Below are 19,007 nucleotides of genomic sequence, written 5' to 3' on the forward strand. Positions count from 1 at the left end.
TCCACCCGCCGCACTGTGGACTCCCACTGTCGCAGCATGCCCAAAGCTGGCGCGGATTTCGACACTTGACGGCGGGTCCGGGGCAAACAACATCACCGGCCGGCCGCGTGGAGCGCTTCGCGGCCGGCCGGTGAGTGGTGGATCGTCAGGGGCGGCCCATGCCCCGGTACTCCCAGCCGGCCTGGGTCCACAGTGCCGAGTCGAGGCAGTTGCGCCCGTCGACGACCTTGCGGCCGCGGACCAGCTCGCCCAGGGCGACCGGGTCGGCGTTGCGGAAGTCCGCCCACTCGGTGAGGACGCAGACCAGGTCGGCGTCGGCGACCGCCTCGTTGATCCCGGGCTCGTAGGTCAGCTCGGGCACCGCGCGGCGGGCGTTCTCGGTGCCCTGCGGGTCGTACACGTGGACGTCGGCCCCGGCCTTCTGCAGCAGCGCGGCGACGGCGAGCGCCGGGGCGTCGCGAACGTCGTCGGTGTTGGGCTTGAAGGTCGCGCCCAGCACGGCGATCCGGGTGCCGGAGAAGTCCGGACCGGCCGGCCCGGAGCGGCGGCCGAGCAGGTCCGCCGCGAGCTGGAGCACGCGGGTGCGGCGACGCAGGTTGATCAGGTCGACCTCGTGCAGGAAGCGCAGCGCCTCGCCCGCGCCCAGCTCCTGAGCGCGGGCCTGGAAGGCGCGGATGTCCTTGGGCAGGCAGGCGCCACCGAAGCCGAGGCCGGCCTGGAGGAAGCGGTTGCCGATGCGGGGGTCGTACCCGATGGCGCGGGCGAGCTGGGTGACGTCGCCGCCGCTGGCCTCGCAGACCTCGGCCATCGCGTTGATGAACGAGATCTTGGTGGCCAGGAAGGCGTTCGCCGCGACCTTGACCAGCTCGGCCGTGGCGAAGTCGGTGACCACCAGGGGCACCTCGCGGTCCTCGGTGGCGGCCAGGTCGAAGACGCCCTTGTGCGCGGCGTAGAGCATGCCGTTGGCCCACTCGCTCTTGACGCCGACCACGATCCGGTTGGGTCGCAGCACGTCGTCGACGGCGAAGCCCTCCTGGAGGAACTCGGGGCTCCACGCCACCTCGACGGCCAGGTCGTCCGGGGTGTGCTTGCCGACGAGCTGCTCGACCCACTCGGCGGTGCCCACCGGCACGGTCGACTTGCCCACGATGAGCGCCTTGCGGGTCAGGTGCTGGGCGAGGCCGGTCACCGACGCCTCGACGTACGACAGGTCGGCGCCCATTCCGTCGGCCCGCTGCGGGGTGCCGACGCAGATGAAGTGCACGTCACCGAAGTCGGCGGTCTCGGCGATGTCGGTCGAGAACCGCAGCCGGCCGGCGGCGAGGTTGCGCTTGAGCAGCTCGTCCAGGCCGGGTTCGTGGATCGGCACCTCGCCGGCGTTCAGCATCGCGATCTTGTCCGCGTCGACGTCGAAGCCGAGCACCTCGTAGCCCAGCTCGGCGTAGCAGATGGCGTACGTCGCACCGAGGTAACCGGTCCCCAGGAACGTCACCCGCGGCCGAGACGCGCCCGAGGGCGGCGTCACCGCGGCGATGGCGGGGGTCGGCTGGATGGTGGGGTAGGGGATCGTCACGCCTGTCTTCTCCGCTCGCACTGGCGGCGCGTCGTCGCGTCGCATTCTGCTGCGGCGCCTGGGCGGGCACCGGAGGGGTGGCTCACTGTCTGCCTTCCATCATCGCCCAGCGGCGCGGGTGCTCCGTCATGCCCATACCTACGCGCCGGTAACATCACCTGAACTGCAGTCGCTATCCTTCAGTCTGCGCGGTCGGCGGTCAGGGGAGGCCACAGACTGCGCATGATAGCGGTGAAGGGGAGGGGCCGACATGGCCGCAGGGGAGTCGTTCGACGTCTACCGGTTGCCCGAGGAGCACGAGGCGATCCGGGAGGCGGTCCGGGAGGTCTGCGCCGCCAAGGTGGCGCCGCACGCCGCCGAGGCCGACGAGACCGGGGAGTTCCCGAAGGCGTCCTACGACGCGCTGCGGGCAGCCGACTTCCACGCCCCGCACATCCCCGAGGAGTACGGCGGCGCGGGCGCGGACGCCCTGGCCACCGCCATTGTGATCGAGGAGGTGGCGCGCGCCTGCGCGTCCTCCTCACTGATCCCGGCGGTGAACAAGCTCGGCACGATGCCGCTGTTGCTGGCCGGCTCCGACGAGATCAAGCGCCGCTACCTGACGCCGGTCGCGGCGGGCGATGCCATGTTCTCGTACTGCCTCTCCGAGCCGGAGGCCGGCAGCGACGCGGCGTCGATGACCACCCGCGCGGTGCGTGACGGGGATCACTGGGTGCTCAACGGCGTGAAGCGGTGGATCACCAACGCCGGTGTCTCCGAGTTCTACACCGTCTTCGCCGTCACCGACCCCGCTGCGCGTTCCCGAGGCATTTCGGCCTTCGTGGTCGAGAAGTCCGATCCGGGCGTCAGCTTCGGCGCGCCGGAGAAGAAGCTCGGCATCAAGGGCTCGCCGACCCGCGAGGTCTACCTCGACAACGTGCCGATCCCCGCCGACCGGATGATCGGCGCGGAGGGCACCGGCTTCGCCACCGCCATGAAGACCCTGGACCACACCCGGGTCACCATCGCCGCGCAGGCCGTCGGGATCGCGCAGGGCGCGCTCGACTACGCCAAGGGGTACGTCGCCGAGCGCCGGCAGTTCGGCAAGGCGGTCGCCGAGTTCCAGGGCATCCAGTTCATGCTCGCCGACATGGGCATGAAGCTGGAGGCGGCCCGGCAGCTCACGTACGCCGCCGCCGGCAAGTCCGAGCGGGGCGACGCCGACCTGACCTACTTCGGCGCGGCGGCCAAGTGCTTCGCCTCCGACGCCGCCATGGAGATCACCACCGACGCGGTGCAGTTGCTCGGCGGCTACGGCTACACGCGGGACTACCCGGTCGAGCGGATGATGCGGGACGCCAAGATCACCCAGATCTACGAAGGAACGAACCAGGTGCAGCGGATCGTCATGGCAAGGCAGCTCCTGAAGGGCTGATCGCGGCCTGTTTCCGCAGCTCAGGGCGGATGTAGCCGAGCCGACCAGTGCGGTAGCGAAGCGTGACTGATCGGTTACCTTTCGGGATATTTTCGGTCACCCCAGAACGCTTTCGGTTGGCGTTCTGGGGAAATCCTGGGGAACCCTATCCGTTCATTCGCATGGATCATTTCCATAGTGGACCTTCGGGCGCCGTTGGAACGTGGGCTGGTTCATCGAACGATGCGCTTGAGTTCGATCGATGGCTTGCGCGGTGTGGATCGGAGCGGCGGTCACCTAGAGTGAGGGCGGCCGGCGATGGTCGCCACGCCGAGTCTGAGGCGAGGAGTGTCTGCCGAATTCGCCGAACGGGCAGTTGTCGTGGCAGGCGTCCGTGCGCGCACCGTCAACCTTTGTCGACAGGGAGCGGCAGGCTTCGCCAAAAGTGCTGTGATCGGCTGAGCGACGCCTGGCGGAGGGGCGGTAGAGAAGCAGGCGGGCCCGCGTCAGCGGCACCAGACGACCCTCGTAGCTCACCGACGGCGAAAGGGCTGGCGCAGGAGGCAGCGGTGAGTCGAGGTGAGCCGTGCGACCGCCTGCACCCACTACTATGCATAGGTGATCGTCTGGGTGTCCTCCTTCCCCCGGTCAGGCAACACCTTTCTTCGGATTGTCCTCAACCGGCTCTACGGCGTAAGGACATCCGTCGTCTATGACGTCGATGGCGTGGCTCAGCGCTTGGGTGCCGATCTGGTCGGCTTCACAGAACGTCCCGCACCAACCGAGGCCATGCGCGAGTCGGGTGAGCTTCACTTCGTGAAGACGCACCGACAGCGCGACGACCAGATCGACGAGATGGATAAGGCTATCTGCCTGGTCAGGGATGGCCGCGATGCGCTTGTCTCGTGGGCGCGCCAAACGAGCGAAACAGATGCCGCGAGGTTCGAGACGGAGTTGTACGCCATGATCACCCGGCGGAGCACGGCCGGAACCGGCAGTTGGGGACGCAACGTACTGAGCTGGCTGCTGCCGGAGGCACCTCACCGAGTGGTACTGCGGTACGAGGAACTCGTCCTGCACCCGAGGGCTGCCATCGAACGAGTAATGCAGACGTTGGTACCCCAGCTCGGGCCCCTCGCCGACGCCCAGATCCCGTCGTTCACCGAGCTTAAACAATCTGACGACCGTTTCTTCCGTAGAGGCGTAACCGACACCCACCGCGACGAACTGCCCGCCGAGCTTCACCAACTCTTCTGGGCGCAGTCCGACAACGTCGCCGCGATGCAGCTACTCGGCTACAGCACCAAGGCGAGGCATTCGCACTGAACGTCAGGGTTTGTCCCTTGCTCAGTGGATGACCGCCGACGACCGGCGCCAAGATCGACGTTCAGCTGATCGGGAGCGTCGATGCCGAGCAGGTAAGGCCGGTGCGCAGTACCGGGTAGCGCTCGTAGGAAGTTGTGAAGGCCTGCGCTAGGCCGTAGCGATGGCCGCAGAGCCGGCGCATTGCTGGTGTGCGACTCGCGGCGGTGTGGCATGGCGTTCCAGCGACCATGGGGACACAATGCGTAGGTGACGCATCACGGTGAGCGGGTGCCTGATCACCTACTGGTCAGGATTGAGCAGCGGGACGACCCGGTGTCGGTGGTCTCGGAGGACGACGCCCGGGAACGCTCGATCGCCTACCCGACGCTCATGTGGAGCATGCCAACCTTTGGCTTCGCCCAGCAGGTCGATGGCCGATGGCGGATTCTTCGGCTGACCGCCGACGAGCCTCAGCACGCCCGCGACGGCCTCGCGTCCCACTTCCGCAAGCTGCACAGCGAACTGCCGGAGACCGACGAGCACGCAACCGAGCGGGCGGCGTACGAGGCGGCGTACGAGCTGCTCGACTGGGAGCCGCTCGATGAGCTCACCGTCAACGGTCTGCGCTATCGGATCATTCGCGCCCAACCGTTCATCCGGATGGGCCCGGATGGGCCCGAGCCGCCCCGACCTACCGACCCCGACCCGTACCCGCCGGGCAAGGCGGAACGGGTCGCGTTGCCCATCGACGGGTTCGTCATCGACCCGACCGTGGGCACCGGGCTCACCGACGGACTCGTCCGGATGGAAATGATCTCGGGTCACCTAACGTCGAAGGTCGTCTCGGAGAGTGTGCGCGCGGACTCCCGGCGGGCGCTGACCACCCATCCGAACGTGGTGCTGCTCCCCGTCTGTTACACCATCGGGGGTTACGTCGACGGCGGTTGGCGGCCCCGAACAGCGGCCATGTACCCGACGCCGCAGGCGGCACGGGACGCAGGTTCCTTTTCCATGGGAGACGTCGCGCTTGACGAGAACACCCCGTTCGAGAAGGTCATGGCGGCGTATGAACGCGCCCGCGCAGCGCACCAGCCGCCACGTACCGACGACTTCGAGGTGCAGGGGGTGCCGTGCCGGGTGACCCGGGTCGAGATCTTCGTCCGGGTCGGTCCCAACGGTCCGGAAGGGCCCCGCCCTTCAGACCGGGACTCGTATCCACCGCCCGCTCGGCAGGTCCACGACCTTCGCGAGCAGGGCCTGATGCCCGATCCAGACTGACCCGGCTACAGCCGCGTACGGCAAACCGCGCGGCGTACCGCTGCGACTGGCGGCCGCCTCTGCCTCACGTCGAGTGGATTTGCCGCACCTGTGCGTACCGAGGAATCCTGTGATCCATGATCAACTCAAGCGGACACCGCGAGCGGCCATGAATGCGAAGGGCTCCGTAGCGTTGGCGCTGCTTGGCGGGTTGCTGGTGTGGGTTTCGAAGTGCAGGTGAGGGCCGCTGGAGTGGCCGCTGGTGCCGACCACGCCGAGCTGTTGTCCTGTGCTGACGGTTTGCCCAACGGCAACGTATGGGCGGTGGAGCATGTGGCAGTAGCGGGTTGCGGTGCCGTCGGCGTGGCGGATCTGGACGTACCATCCGCAGCCTGACGTGTTGAGTGAGCCGTCGATGTCGCAGTTGGCGCTGCCGCACCTGGCGGTGATGACGACTCCGGCGCTCGCGGCGTAGATCGGGGTTCCCTTGGGTGCGGCGACGTCGACTCCGTTGTGCGTGGGGCGTTCGGGTGTGCGGAAGCCGCTGGTGAAGGTGCCGTTGACCGGCTTGACCCAGGTGCCGGCTCCTGCTGAGCAGGTGAGGCTGCCGTCGGTGAGGGCGTTGACGATGGCGGTGGCGAGGGGTTCGTGTTTGGCGTAGGCGTCGGGGAAGGCGCTGACCTGGACGCGCTGGGCCACGACGGTGAGGGGGAGGGACTCCCAGCCGGGTATGCCGCGCATCTTGGTGAAGAACTTGGTGGCGGAGATGGCCGGAGTCATGAGTTCTTGGACGGTGCCCCATCCGCCTGCTCCGTCGGGCGGGAGTGGTCGTTGTTGGAAGAGCCCGACGCTGTCATGGTCGGCGCCGACTCCGTCGTGGGGGAGAGTCAGGGACCGGGGGACGTTCGCGTTGGCGAGGTTCCTGAGGTGGGACTCCTGCAGGGCGGTGGCAATGCCGATCACGGCGGCCCTGGCGGGAAGTTTCATCTGAACGGACGCCGTGTAGATGCTCTGGGCGTGCGCCAAGGCGGTCGGCGCGAGGTCCTTCAGTTCGGTCTGTGCGGCGCTTCCGGGTGCCAGGGCGGGTAGGCAGCCGGTGGCGGAGGCGGCGGGCTCGAGGCTGCCGCTGCCGGTGGCCGCGACGGCGACGCTGAGGGCGAGCGCTAGGGGTACGAGGGGTGCGAGGGTGAGCGGTCTCATCGCCGCCTCGGCAGGGGCGTAGGCATGGGGCACCTCGGACGGACGCAGGTCAGCCTGTATGCGATTGCAAACGGCATGAAGTGTCGCCGAGGATAGCCGAGCGAGGCGTTCGGCTGTCAACTATCGCAAACGGGTTCAGCTGAGGCTGGCGAAGATCAGGCCCGCGACGATGGTGCCGAGGAGGCCACCAGCGACGACCTGCGCGGTGGTGTGGTCGCGCAGCGCGACGCGGGACCATCCCACTGCCGCCACGACGACGGCCAGGGCGGCGATCGTGATGGTTGGTAGCTGGCTGGCGAGCATGGCCGTGGCACCAGCGGCCACGGCGGTGTGCACGCTGATCTTCCAGCGCAGAGTGACGGCGGCGAGTGCGGCGAGGGTGGCGAACATGGCCAGGGTGAGGGCGATGACCGCGCGGGGTGCGTCGCCGACGGCCATGGCGCCGATGCCGATCACGACCGAGGTGAGGATGAGGGTCATGACGCTGAGGCGGTGGCTGCGTACGCCGAGGTGCCGGTCCGCCCACCGCCCGGCGGTGACGCCGCGCTTGATGACCAGGACCGGGATGACCGCGGCGAACACCGCGCTGACGATGCCCCATCCGAGGCCCGCCCACCGGCCGGCGGTCCAGCCGGTGATGAGGCTGACGGCGACGATCCAGGTCTTCGGGTCGAGCCAGTCGGTGACCCGGCGGGCGGTGCGGGACTCGTTGGTGAGGGCGGCGGTCATCGGTGCGGCTCCGGTGCGGTGTTTACGTGGGTCAGGGCGTCCCGGACCGCCGTGGTGTCCCAGACGTGGGCGAGGTCGAGCAGCCGGGCAAGCCGCTCGGCCGGGTTCGGCGACGTGGGCGGCGGGGTGCAGGGGGCGGCGGGCGTCACCGTGGGCGGCAGAGCTTGGGCGACGCGGAGCAGGCTGGCTTCGGTCGCTGCCGCGAGGTCCTGGCTGGTGAGCCCCTGGGTAGTGAGGCGGTCGTGGACGCGATGGACGAGGTGTTCGTCGGTACGGCGGTAGAGGTCGTGGATCGTGTCGTGGAGTTCGACGACGTGACGGGAGAGCCGCTTCTGGGGACTGAACCCGGGTGGATCGAGGCGGTGGTCGGCAGGTACGAGATCGCGCCAGAGCGGATGCAGTGTCCGTAGATGCCGGCGGGCTCTCAGGTTGGCTCGCGTTCCGGGCGCACCGGCGATGGTGAGCCCGGCCGCGATGAACAGCATCGCGAGGTACTTGATGTCGTCGGAGAGGTCGACGTAGAAGATGTCACCGCGGTCTGGTGGGCCGACGGCGAGACGTGCACCGAAGTAGGCGACCCGGTACAGGGCGTACCCGGTGCCGATGGTGCATCCGACGACGAGCACCAGTTGACCCGCGCGTACGACACGGTGTCGGCTGGCCTGGTGAGCGCGGCGGAACAGCCGGGCGGACAGGGCCATCGCGACGCCGAGGTACAGCGTCCAGGCCAGGATGTACGCCGTGGCAAGGGGTTTGCCGGCGGCCTGGTCGGCGAAGTCCTCGGAGTCGACGCGGGGCATCGTCCAGAACAGGCCGGTCATGATGACGACGGTGACCCCGAGGCCGGCCAGGGGAATACGACGTCGGACATGGGTGGCCGTGCCGAGGACGGCAAGGTCAAACAGGGCCGCCGCCGCCACGAGCCCGGCGAGGTGTTTGACCAGGACGCCGGCGCCGTGCACGTCGGTGAGCTGGTCGATTGCGTGCGCGATCGGCTCGACACGGACCGTCATCGACACGGCCAGCCCGGTGATCGCCGCCCAGAGCGCCCGGTGAGCGGGCCCGCTGCGCAGGGAATGTGCCCGCGCGGCCGACACGATCCACAGCGCGGCAACCACGACGAGTTCGGCGCTGGAGGGCTCAGACATCGTCGAGCGCGAGGGCGGATGCCACCCGGGACAGCCCGGCGGGTGCACCAGGTGCGGCGCGGCCGGCGCGGTCGATGATGACGGTGGCCATCATCTCGGCCTCGCGTTCCTGATCGCTGGTGAAGTTGTGCCGGCCAAGCATGGCGCGCACGACGGTCATGTCGAGGTCCGGCAGCAGGATCTCGCCGAGGTCGACGTCGGATGCCTCGTGGCCCCACAGCATGTGGCCCACCTCGTGTGCGGTGATGTGGTCCTGCTCCCACGAACTGCGCGTGGGGTCGACGAAGATCAGGTCCTGGGTGGCGGTGTGCACCCACAGGCCGGAGTGTTGACCTGATCGTGGGGGCGCGGGAAGGTCGCGCAGGGTGACGGGCCGTCGCCGGTGCCGGGCGATGGCGGCGGCGAGAGCGTGCCGATCGAAGGGGGACGGGACCACGATGCCGTTGTCATCGAGTAGCTGCTCGCACCGCCGCCGCAGATCGCGTAGGTGTGCCTGACTCTCGGGTCCGGCGGCCCATGGTCGGCGCATTGCCTCTCCCATCGACTGGCGAGCCGGGGCGCAGGGCGGTCCGGCTGTGGTGCGCTGAGCCAGGCTAGTGCGCTGCGGTAGTCCTACGTCAAGCCGAAGTCGCAGGTCAGAGGCATTTCACACTCGGTTGGCCGACAGCGTCCCATCGCTGTCGACCTCCGGCAGACCCTCAATGCGGCGGGCGTACCGCAGCTGTGCCTTGATGGGTTCGAGCGCCTCCACGGAGAGCCCAGCGGCGAGCCGGGCGAGTTCCCGCACCCCGTCGTCGCGCAGCTCGGTGACGATCTCCAACTGAGCGTCGACACGTTCCGCGGTGGCGTCATCGCTGAAGTAGGTCACCGGGACGCCGAACAGCCGGGCAACCCAGGCGAGCTTGTCCAAGCTCGGAGTCTTTCGCTGGCCGGTCCGGATCTGCTGAAGGTAGACCGGGGAGATCACCGCCGCGCCGCCGGCCAGCTCGGCGATCTTCGCCGCCGCCTCCCGGTAGCTGTAGGGGCGGCCCAGCGTCGCGGGGTAGACCGTGCGGAACAGGTGATCCAGGCGCGCGGCGACGCGGTGGGTCCTGTCGTCGGTCGTCATCCCGGCATTGGCCTTCCTGTAAGCGCGTCGGTCAAGCCTGCAATGACAGCAATCGCGAACGCAAGTTGCCACATGACCTATGTCACCCAACGGGGTCTACCGCTGCAGACGGCGGGCTGCTTAAAGTCTGACCCTGCTGTACGCGATTGCTAACACCGCTGGTCAGGTCGCGGCGGCGTGTCCCTCCGCTCTGCAAGGAGTTCGTCATGCACACCCTTCCCTCCGCCCTGTCCGTGCTCGCCGACGTGCCCAACCCGGCCCCGGCCGATCCGACCGGCGGTAGCAACGGCATCTCGCTGCTGTTGTCCTACGTCAAGTGGGGCGCGCTGATCGGGTGCGCCATCGCCGCCCTCGCCTCGGGCGGCCTGATGGCCGTCGGGAAGCTCTCCAACCGGCCCGGCACCGCCGAGATGGGCAAGAGCGCCTTCATCTGGTCGCTCGGAGGGGTGATCGTCACCGCCATGGCGATCCCCCTGGTCAACACCGTCTTCGGCGCAGCGAACTGAGCCGAGCCGTGAACGACTTCATGAACCCGGAGCCGCGCCGCGCCCGGTGGGCCGTCATTGCCTGCGGAGCACTCGCGACCCTGGTCGCGGCCACCGGGCTGATCGTCTGGGTGCTGAAACCCCATTCCGGCGACGCCAAAACCGCGACGCCGGGCACGCTGCCGCCCACGGCCACCGGCTCCTCAACGTCAGTTCCGAGCGGGCCCGTGCGGCTGGGCGCCGGCAGCCAGACGGTGCAGGGCATCGCGGTGGGCCACCCTCACTCGCCAGCGGGTGCGGTGGCGGCCGGCACGGAATACCTCACGCAGGTGCTGTCGAACCTCGACCCGGCTCGCGCCCGGACGATCGCCACCGTCATCGCCGACCCCTCGTTCGCCGACGCCAGCGACTACCTTGCCGAGGGGGCGGCGAATCTGCGGCGCACCCTCGGCGTGGCCACGACCGGGCCGGTGCCGCTGGGCGCGTCGCTCACCTTCGGACCAGCCGCCTACCAGCTTCGCGACGCCACCCCGGACACGATGACCGTGCTGGTCCTCGGCTACCTGTCCACCACCGCGCCCGGCCGGCAGGTCGCCTCCACCATCGGCGTGTACCCGATCCGGCTGCACTGGGCCGCCACCGACTGGAAGGTCCTCCCACCGGATCCGGCGGACACCACCGACTACACCAGCCTCGCGACCCAGCCCGGCAGCGTCGAGGCCGCTGCCCGAGGCTGGCAGGAAATCACCTCGTGAACGCCGCTGCCTGCGACCCGCTCAACGGCCAGATCAGCGGCTGCACCCCCGGCGGCATCATCGACGGCGCGGCGGCCAACGCGTGGGAATCAGTCTGCCGCTCGTTCGCCGACGCCGCGACAACGCTGCTGAAGACCTTCGCCGACGCGTTCGTCGCGTTTCCCAACCTCGACCTGATGAGCATCGACCAGCCACTGGCGATCTCGCGGTGGCTGGCGATGGGCATCGCCGCCCTACTGCTGTTGCTCCAGGTCGTCCGGACCGTCGCCACCCGCGACGGCTCCCCGCTGGCACAGGGCCTCGTCGGCGCGGGTAAGGCGGTGCTGGCGTTCCTCGTCACGATGGTCGTCGCCAACGCCGCCCTGATCGCCGCCGACGAAATCACCCGCGGCATCATCAACCGATCCCTGGGCGGCAACGACGGCCTCAAGGCCAAACTCACCGTCCTGTTCCAGATCGGCTCGGTCACGGGCTCCACTGGCTCGCTGATGCTCATCCTCGCGCTGGTCGGCATCGCGCTCACGCTGGTGCTGTGGTTCGAACTGCTGCTGCGCAACGCCGCGATCGCAGTACTGCTGGCCACCTCGCCCATCGCCGCAGTCGGCAACATGTCGGAGACGACGAAGAGTTGGTGGTCGAAGCTCTGCGGCGCCACCATCCAGCTGATCATCCTCAAGCCGGTGATCGCGCTGGTCTTCGCGATCGGCTTCGGCGTTCTCGGAGACCCGACCGATCCCACCCGGGCCAAGGACGTGACCACCCTGCTGACCGGCATGCTGGTGCTGCTCATGGCCGCTGTCGCGTGGCCGGTCATCGCCCGCTTCTTCACCTTCGCCACCGTGCAGGCAGCCGCCGGTGGAGGCCTCGCCGGAATGCTCGGCTTCGCGGCCGGTAGGGCGAATGCCGGCGGCCCACCGAGCGGCGTGAACCCGGCCCAGTTCAGCCAGGCCAGTGAGGCACGCACCCTCGCCTCAGCTGCCGGCAAGAGCGGCGCCGCCGGCAGCGCCGGTATGGCGGGCGGCGCAGCGTCAGCGCTCGGGGCGGTCGCCGCGCCGGTCGCGGTCGCCGCCGCAGGTGTCGACCTGGCCCAGCGGGCGGTCAACTCCCTGGCCGGGCGGATGGAACAGACCGCCGGGCACGCTGGCGTACACGGCGCGAACCCGCACGCCCGCCCAGCTGGCTACTCCCGGTACGCCGGCAGCTGGACGGGCGCCCTCACCGGCACCGCCGGCCGATCCGCCGCACCAACCGGCACCACCGGAAGCACCACCGCACCGGCTGAAGCGAAACCTCGGATCCCGGCCGCCTCGGGCGACACGACCGGACCCGCTCCGGCACCTGCGCCGAGTCGAACGCCCGAACGTGTCTCGCCGCTGCAAACGCCTGCACCGGCCACCGAAACCCACGAGATGCCAAGGCCCCCGGCCAGCGCCGCGAGTTCACCCGTGCCTCCGGACCACCCAACGGGTGCGCACGCATCCGATCCAGAGCCGCCGCCGGCCCCGCAGGACGTCCCATCCGCTAGCCCGACCGAGGAGGTCGACCGGTGAGTACGCCCACCGCCGAGCACCGCACCCGCAGCTACTTCGGGTGGCAGCACGAGAAGGTCGCATTCCTGTTCGGGATGACCCTGCAACGGGTCACGATGCTCGCCGGCGCTGTCCTGGCGGGGATCTGGCCGCTCGCCGCCGCCCGCCCCGCCGCGGGGGCGGTGCTCTGGCCGCTCGCCATCGTGTTGGCGACGTTGGCGTTCCTGCGCGTCGGAGGCCGCACCACCGACGAATGGGTGCTGGCGTTTACCTCCTACCACTGGGGCCGCTCCCGCACCCGCCACCGCTTCCTCTCCGCCGCGTTCGCTCCTGCCCCGGCCGACGCGACGGCCGCGAAACCGATGGACCTGCCCGGAGTCCTGGCGCCGCTGACGATTCTGGAGGCGCAGGGACCTTCGGGGCAGCCGCTCGCGGTGGCGTACCACCGTCTGGACCGCACCTACACGGCGGTCGCGCGAGTCCGATACTCCGGAATCAGCCTGGTCGACTCCGCCCGCCGGGACCAACGCGTCGCCGGCTGGGGCGCGCTGCTGGCCGGGCTGTGCACAGAGGGGAACCCGATCGTGCGGGTGCAGGCGCTGCAGCGCATCGTCCCGGAGTCCGGAGCGGCGCTGCGGCGCTGGCACGCCGACCACGTCGCCGCCACCGCCCCGGCCGAGGCGGTCGCGGTCACCAGCGATCTGCTCACCGCCGCCGCCCTGTCCAGCAGCGGCCGGGAGGCGTACCTGGCGTTCACGATGGACCACCGCCGGGCCGCCGGGGCGATCAAGAGCGCAGGTGGGGGCAGCGTCGCCGCGGCGGACATCCTCACCCGGCACCTGCGGGCCCTGTCCGCGTCGATCGCCGGCGCGGACCTGCAGGTCGAGTCCTGGCTGGGCCCCCGCGACCTCGCCGAGGTCATCCGCACCGCCTACGACCCGCACGCCGGGCGGCACCTCGCCGAACGCCGCGCCAACGCCACCACCCCGGGTGCCGACGGTCTGCCCGCCGGCGTCGATCCAGCCGTCGCAGGCCCCGCCGCAGCCCTCAGCTCCCCGGGCAGCTACGCCCACGACGGCGCCCACTCCGTCACGTACTGGATCCACGACTGGCCCCGCAACCAGGTCTACTCCACCATCCTCGCCCCGCTACTCGGCGACGGCGTGCACCGACGGGCGTACTCCATGCACATCGAACCCCTCGGGCCGCGCGAGGCGTCCCGCAAGGTGATGGGGGAGCGGACCCGCCGCTCCGTCGCCGTGGGGATGCGGCACCGCACCCAGCAGATCGTGCCCGAGCACGAGCGGCAGGCCCTGGCACGCGCCGAGGCGCAGGACGCCGAACTCGCCGCCGGACACGGCCTGGTCCGGTTCACCGGCTACGTCACCGTGACCGTCACCGACCCGGCCGAGACCGAGGACGCCTGCGCGGCACTGGAGGCCGACGCCGCCGCAGCCCGCATCGAGCTGCGCCGCATGTGGTACGCCCACGACACCGGCTTCGTGATGGGTGCCCTCCCGCTCGGCTTCGGCCTGCCCCGGAAGCGGTGGTGAGCCTGATGCTGCGGCGTACTCGACGCAACAACCTGCCGGTCGCCGACCTGAGCGGCCTCCTCGGCGACCTCCCGACCCCGACCACGCCCGCCGCCGCCCCTTCGAAGCAGGGGCGGACCCGACCGGAACCGACGCCGCCGCGGCGCGGATGGCCGCGGCCGTTCGCCGGGCAGGCCGCCCGCGCCCCGCAGATCCCCGTCTTCCGGGCCTCCACCGGCCAGATGCAGGGCCTCTACCCGTGGCTGTACGGGCAGACGATGCCCCCAGCTGGCACTTACATCGGTATCGACACCCAGTCCGGAGGCAGCTTCTCCTGCCACCCCATCGAGTGGCTACGCCTACAACTGATCACTAATCCGAACTTCCTCATCACCGGCGTCCCCGGCTCCGGGAAGTCCGCCACCATCAAACTGCTCTGCTACCGGCTGATGGCCTACGGCGTACGCGCCTTCGTCCTCGGTGACATCAAGAACGAGTACGCCACACTCGCCCGCCACCTCGGCGTAGAACCCCTCGAACTCGGACCGGGCCTCGGCAACCGACTCAACCCCCTCGACAGCGGACCCCTCGGCCGCAACCTCCCCGGCGACACGGAGAAGCTCCGCGAGCGGCTGGACGAGATCCACCGCAGGCGCATCACCCTGCTCTCCTCGCTACTGGTGATGCGCCTCGGTCGGGCACTGTCCCCGACCGAGGAAGCGGCCCTGTCCCTGGCCATCAAGCACGCCTCCGGCGAGGCCACCGGCGACAGCGACCTCACCGACCCGACCATCCCCGCCGTCTGGGCGCTGCTACGCGACCCGCTGCCGGACATGGCCTCCGAACTGCGGGTCCGTGGCGACGACACCGGGGAACTACGGGAGATGATCCGCCCGACGGCCGACGCCCTCGGCAACATGGTCCAGGGGTCGTTGAGCGGCCTGTTCGACGGGCCGACGACCATCCGCCTCGACTTCGACGCCCCCATCCAGACTGTCGACCTGTCCCGCATCGACGGCCGCGGCGACGAGACCGTCGCCATGACCCTGGCCTGCGTCTCCTCCTGGGGGCAGGCCGCCATCGACGAACCCGGCGGGCCCGTCCGCATGGTCATCCGCGACGAGCTCTGGCGGGCCATGCGCGTCCCCGCCATGATCCGCAAGGTCGACTCCGACCTGCGGCTGTCCCGCGCCCAGGGAACGATCCAGGTGCTCAGCACCCACCGACTGGCCGACTTCGAGGCAGTCGGCCCGGCTGGCAGCGAAGAGGTCACCATCGCCAGCAACCTCATCGCCTCCTGCGACGTGCGGGTATGCCTGCGGCAGGACACCGCGCCGCTGGCCATGACCAAGGACCAGATCGGACTCACTGACACCGAGTGCGCCCACATCGCCTCCTGGTCCGGCGAGCACGTCGGCCGGGCGCTGTGGAAGATCGGCCGGCAGCCCAGCCAGATCGTGCAGACCATCCTCACCCCGCAGGAACGGCAGCTGTTCTACACCAACGAACGAATGGCGGTGTAGATGAGCGGCAACACCACGCGGCTCGGCGGGAGTCTCACCAGCGGCTCTGACTGGGTGGTGGGTGCCATCGTCGCGGTGGCAGCTGGCGCCATGATCGGCATCTGGCTGACCGGCCAGGTCGCCGGGCTGCTGGCGCTGCACTGGCCGGCGACCTCCCCAGCCGACGCGTACGGCATCGCTCCTGCCCTGCCCCGGCACCTCAGCGACCCTCGACTGGCCTGGCCCCCACCCGTCCAGGGCCAGATGCCGGGTCCGATCCGCTTCTACACCGCCGCTGTGCTCGTCACCGGCGCCCTCTCCACAGCCGGAGCGGTGCTGTGGCGGCGGCGGGGCAACGGACGTCAGGCCCGGGGGATGGCATCACGGCAGCAGCTGCGCCGCACCCTCTCCGCCGAGGCCGTCCTGCGGTCGGCTCCACGCCTGCGGCCTGGTCTGGCTCAGAAGCCGAAGCTGACGGACGTCGCGGTGCCGTTGGGCGACGCCGGCCCCATGCGCCTGCACGCGGGCCTGGAATCCTCCGTGCTCCTGGTCGCACCGCCCCGGCAGGGCAAGACCAGCCAGGTCATCATCCCGTGGCTGCGCGGCTTCCCCGGCGCCGCAGTCGTCACCTCCGTACGTCCCGATGTCATGGAGAACACCGCCACCCTCCGGGCGGGAACGGCGTGGGTGATGGAGCTGACCGGCGACCTCACCTGGCCGCACCGCATCGCCTGGAGCCCCATCGCCGGCTGCGACCGGTACGACGTCGCCCGCAAGCGGGCCGGCGTGATGATCCAGGTCGGCAAGCAGGAGAGCACCGACACCACCAACGCCGGGTTCTTCGGCATGACCGCCACCAACCTGATGGCCGCCTGGCTGCACACCGCCGCCCTCACCGGCCGGACCATGACAGACATCCTGGCCTGGTCAACCGACGACACCAACGACCAGCCCGTGAAACTCCTCCGCGATGCCTACGGGGCCCGCGACGGGGTCCTGAAAATGCTCGACGGGTTCTACCGCCAACCGCACACCACCCGGTCCAACCTGTGGGCCACCGTCCAGACCGGCACCAGTTGCCTCTTCGGCGAAGCCGCCCACCACGTCTTCGCCGGGACGGTCACCGAATCCTTCGACATCGAGGCGTTCCTGCGCTCCGGCACCGACACCGTGTACCTGCTCGTTGACGAACAACAGGCCGAAGCCCTCGCTCCGCTCGTCACCGCCTTCGTCGACGAGATCACCACCACCGCGAAACGCCTCGCGCTACGCGCCCCCACCGGCCGACTGGACCCGCCCCTGGGCCTGATCCTCGACGAGGTCACCAACGTCGTCCCGCTGCCCGACCTGCCGCAGCTGATGTCCTACGCCGCCGGCAGCGGCATCTTCGTCACCGCCGTCCTGCAGAACCTCGCCGCCGCAGAACAACGCTGGCGGGCCGTGGGCCGCCGAATGCTCTGGGCCAACTCCACCATCAAGATCGCCCTCGGCGGCCTCGCCGGTGACGACCTCGACGATTTCTCCCAGCTCGCCGGCACCTACCGCGAAACCCTCCTCGTCCCGCAACGCAACGACCGTGGCGTCACCGTCCAGACCACCGTCACCGACCGCAAGACCATGTCGCCCGAAGCGATCCGCACCCTCAACGAGCAGCGCCGGGAGGCGCTGGTCATCCATGCCACCACCCCGGCCGTCCTCACCCGCATGGCCCGGCACTACGAGAGCCGACACGCCAGGGAGTACGCGGACGCGGTCCGCCACGCCCGCACCCTGATGGGCCACACCCCGGAGACCCCGCGATGACCATCGACCCACCGGCCGCTGCGGCATCAGACGCTCCCGTACGGCCCATCCGCGAGTGGCACGTCCTGACCCTCGAAGAGCAGGCCGCCGAGTGGACAGCGCTGGTCAGCTGGGTCACCTGGATCCACGACCTCTACGAACTCTCCCGAGAAGAGCGCCTGCCGCTGTGTTGGCCACAGCACCCCGGGCTCGTCGAAGAACTGCGCAGCCTCAAGTTCTGGCGCGACGTCATCTACACCAGCCGCGACAGTGCTGCCGCCCATTCCCCCCGCTCCTGGCACGGAGAACTGCGCCAAACCCTCGCTGCCGCAGGCAACTTCTGGGCCCCGACCTGCCGGGCGGGTCACACCAGCGCCGCTCTACTGAGCGAGGCGCACCCTGACCTCGCCCAACGCTGGCAGACCCACGGGCCGCCGCTGATGGCCTCCAGCCCCGCCCTCGGCCCGGCCCGCGGCCTTCCCGACACGATTGCCGACGCGGAGATGGCCACGGCTCTCGACCAGGGCGAGGCCCGTCCGCACAGCCGCAACATGCCCTACTACGCCCACCTCGCCGGCGCGTGGTGGACCCGCAGCAGCGACGGCGCGACGTGGCTTCGGTGTACCGACCCCAACCACCACGCACACCTCGACGACACGAGCGCCCGCATGCGCGCCGCCGACACCGTCCGCGACCAGCTCACAAAGCAGTAAGGACCCGCCATGAGTGACCTGATCATGCGCGCGGAGCAGGGCGTTCTCGGTGCCCTCCTCGCCGATCCGAACCAGCCCCTCATCACCGACAACCTCATCAGCGACGACTTCAGCCACCCCGCCCACCGAGCCATCTACAGCGCCATCCTGGACACCCCCGCCACCGGCGAGGACCCCGGACGGATCGTTGCCGCTGTCGTCGCGATCGTCGACCGGCCCGACGTAGACACCAACCTGCTTGACGCCCTCGCTGCCGCCGCCCCGGATGACCAGTGTGTTCGGGCCTATAGCCAGATCGTCATCCAAGCGGCCTTCGACCGCGACACCATCGACTTCGCCGAGCCCTACCTCACCGCCGCGACGCAGACCACCGATCCGGTCGCCCGGGACGCACTTGCTCGCCTCGGCCAAGCCCTCACCGCCCAAGCGGAGATCTTCGCCCCCGCCAGCACGATCGATCCGGACCAGGCACTGTCCCTGCCCACCGTCGTGGCCTTGGCTGCCGCCGACCTGCACCCCGAAGACGCGATCATCGCCGACCTTCTACAGCACCCCGAACAAGCCCGCGACGTCGCGGCCTGGCTGACCTCAGACGTCTTCACGACCGACGAACGGCGCCTCACCTACGAACTCGCGGTCTCGATCGCCTTTGACCACGACCCCATCGACGCCGTCATCCTCGCCTGGAACGTCGAACGCGCACGGGAGATCCAATCACTCTGGGGCCCACACCAGCAGCTTCCAGAGACCCTGAACCACTACACCCACCTCGCCCGCCTGGAGATCACCGCCGTCGCAGTCGGGACCGCCGTCACCATCGGCCACGACCTTGTCTCCGAACACGTCACGGTCACGCTCACCCGCAGCGCCAGCGCAGCCGAGGCTGCCCCTACCACCCGCTCCGCGGAAGTCGAACGCCCAGTTGCCGGGCTGGAACCGCCACGCGAATCCAGCCCAACCCTCGACGCCCCTCGTATCGAGCTGTGAAGGGAGTGC

At 69.8% G+C, this 19,007-nt stretch carries 17 protein-coding genes; 11 read left to right on the forward strand and 6 right to left on the reverse strand.

The features are described from left to right. Positions 1-145: 145 nt before the first annotated feature. Positions 146-1,573: a UDP-glucose dehydrogenase family protein gene (locus ACQP0N_RS04710; protein WP_433117830.1), complete on the reverse strand. Its 1,428-nt coding sequence runs from the start codon at positions 1,571-1,573 to the stop codon at positions 146-148. 250 nt (positions 1,574-1,823) lie between these two features. Between ACQP0N_RS04710 and ACQP0N_RS04715 the strand changes: the two genes are divergently transcribed. The 3 genes from ACQP0N_RS04715 (at position 1,824) to ACQP0N_RS04725 (ending at position 5,549) form a co-directional block, all read left to right on the forward strand. Beyond that, a complete protein-coding gene (locus tag ACQP0N_RS04715) occupies positions 1,824-2,987 on the forward strand; it encodes an acyl-CoA dehydrogenase family protein (RefSeq protein WP_433117832.1) in 1,164 nt (387 codons plus the stop codon). Positions 2,988-3,584: 597 nt separating this feature from the next. After that, positions 3,585-4,292, forward strand: a complete 708-nt coding sequence (locus ACQP0N_RS04720) for a sulfotransferase domain-containing protein (RefSeq protein WP_433117834.1) — start codon at positions 3,585-3,587, stop codon at positions 4,290-4,292. A gap of 246 nt (positions 4,293-4,538) precedes the next feature. Next, complete coding sequence (locus ACQP0N_RS04725; RefSeq protein ID WP_433117836.1) at positions 4,539-5,549, forward strand: DUF5954 family protein; 1,011 nt, start codon at positions 4,539-4,541, stop codon at positions 5,547-5,549. A gap of 120 nt (positions 5,550-5,669) precedes the next feature. Here the strand turns inward: ACQP0N_RS04725 and ACQP0N_RS04730 are convergent, their stop codons facing one another. The 5 genes from ACQP0N_RS04730 to ACQP0N_RS04750 all read right to left on the reverse strand — a co-directional run bounded on the left by ACQP0N_RS04730 (position 5,670) and on the right by ACQP0N_RS04750 (position 9,713). After that, the gene (locus ACQP0N_RS04730) at positions 5,670-6,728 is read right to left on the reverse strand and encodes a M23 family metallopeptidase (protein ID WP_433117839.1); all 1,059 of its coding nucleotides are present in this window, start codon (positions 6,726-6,728) and stop codon (positions 5,670-5,672) included. Positions 6,729-6,863: 135 nt separating this feature from the next. Continuing rightward, positions 6,864-7,457: a phosphoesterase PA-phosphatase gene (locus tag ACQP0N_RS04735; protein WP_433117841.1), complete on the reverse strand. Its 594-nt coding sequence runs from the start codon at positions 7,455-7,457 to the stop codon at positions 6,864-6,866. Further along, the gene (locus ACQP0N_RS04740) at positions 7,454-8,605 is read right to left on the reverse strand and encodes an MAB_1171c family putative transporter (protein WP_433117843.1); all 1,152 of its coding nucleotides are present in this window, start codon (positions 8,603-8,605) and stop codon (positions 7,454-7,456) included. The genes ACQP0N_RS04735 and ACQP0N_RS04740 overlap by 4 nt, the downstream gene beginning before the upstream one ends. After that, positions 8,598-9,134, reverse strand: a complete 537-nt coding sequence (locus ACQP0N_RS04745) for a hypothetical protein (RefSeq protein WP_433117845.1) — start codon at positions 9,132-9,134, stop codon at positions 8,598-8,600. Before ACQP0N_RS04745 ends, ACQP0N_RS04740 begins: the two co-directional genes overlap by 8 nt. Before the next feature lie 117 nt (positions 9,135-9,251). Beyond that, entirely contained in the window at positions 9,252-9,713 is a 462-nt protein-coding gene (locus ACQP0N_RS04750; RefSeq protein WP_433117846.1) for an XRE family transcriptional regulator, read from the reverse strand. A gap of 206 nt (positions 9,714-9,919) precedes the next feature. Between ACQP0N_RS04750 and ACQP0N_RS04755 the strand changes: the two genes are divergently transcribed. Genes ACQP0N_RS04755 through ACQP0N_RS04790 form a run of 8 tightly spaced genes read left to right on the forward strand, consistent with a single transcriptional unit; the run spans position 9,920 to position 18,998 of the window. Further along, a complete protein-coding gene (locus ACQP0N_RS04755) occupies positions 9,920-10,219 on the forward strand; it encodes a hypothetical protein (RefSeq protein ID WP_355621940.1) in 300 nt (99 codons plus the stop codon). 8 nt (positions 10,220-10,227) lie between these two features. After that, complete coding sequence (locus ACQP0N_RS04760; protein WP_433117848.1) at positions 10,228-10,953, forward strand: hypothetical protein; 726 nt, start codon at positions 10,228-10,230, stop codon at positions 10,951-10,953. Beyond that, positions 10,950-12,503, forward strand: a complete 1,554-nt coding sequence (locus tag ACQP0N_RS04765) for a type IV secretion system protein (protein WP_433117850.1) — start codon at positions 10,950-10,952, stop codon at positions 12,501-12,503. The genes ACQP0N_RS04760 and ACQP0N_RS04765 overlap by 4 nt, the downstream gene beginning before the upstream one ends. Further along, the gene (locus tag ACQP0N_RS04770) at positions 12,500-14,035 is read left to right on the forward strand and encodes an SCO6880 family protein (protein ID WP_433117852.1); all 1,536 of its coding nucleotides are present in this window, start codon (positions 12,500-12,502) and stop codon (positions 14,033-14,035) included. Before ACQP0N_RS04765 ends, ACQP0N_RS04770 begins: the two co-directional genes overlap by 4 nt. Before the next feature lie 5 nt (positions 14,036-14,040). After that, on the forward strand, positions 14,041-15,537 hold the full coding sequence (locus tag ACQP0N_RS04775) for a VirB4 family type IV secretion system protein (RefSeq protein WP_433121431.1): 1,497 nt from the start codon (positions 14,041-14,043) through the stop codon (positions 15,535-15,537). Beyond that, positions 15,538-17,319, forward strand: a complete 1,782-nt coding sequence (locus tag ACQP0N_RS04780) for a type IV secretory system conjugative DNA transfer family protein (RefSeq protein WP_433117854.1) — start codon at positions 15,538-15,540, stop codon at positions 17,317-17,319. Next, entirely contained in the window at positions 17,316-18,011 is a 696-nt protein-coding gene (locus ACQP0N_RS04785) for a hypothetical protein (protein WP_433117856.1), read from the forward strand. Before ACQP0N_RS04780 ends, ACQP0N_RS04785 begins: the two co-directional genes overlap by 4 nt. A 9-nt stretch (positions 18,012-18,020) precedes the next feature. Next, positions 18,021-18,998, forward strand: coding sequence for a DnaB-like helicase N-terminal domain-containing protein (locus ACQP0N_RS04790; protein WP_433117857.1), 978 nt, complete (start codon positions 18,021-18,023; stop codon positions 18,996-18,998). The last annotated feature ends 9 nt before the right edge of the window (positions 18,999-19,007 follow it).

It is taken from the genome of Micromonospora sp. CA-246542 (assembly GCF_050942905.1).
Classification (GTDB): Bacteria; Actinomycetota; Actinomycetes; order Mycobacteriales; family Micromonosporaceae; genus Micromonospora.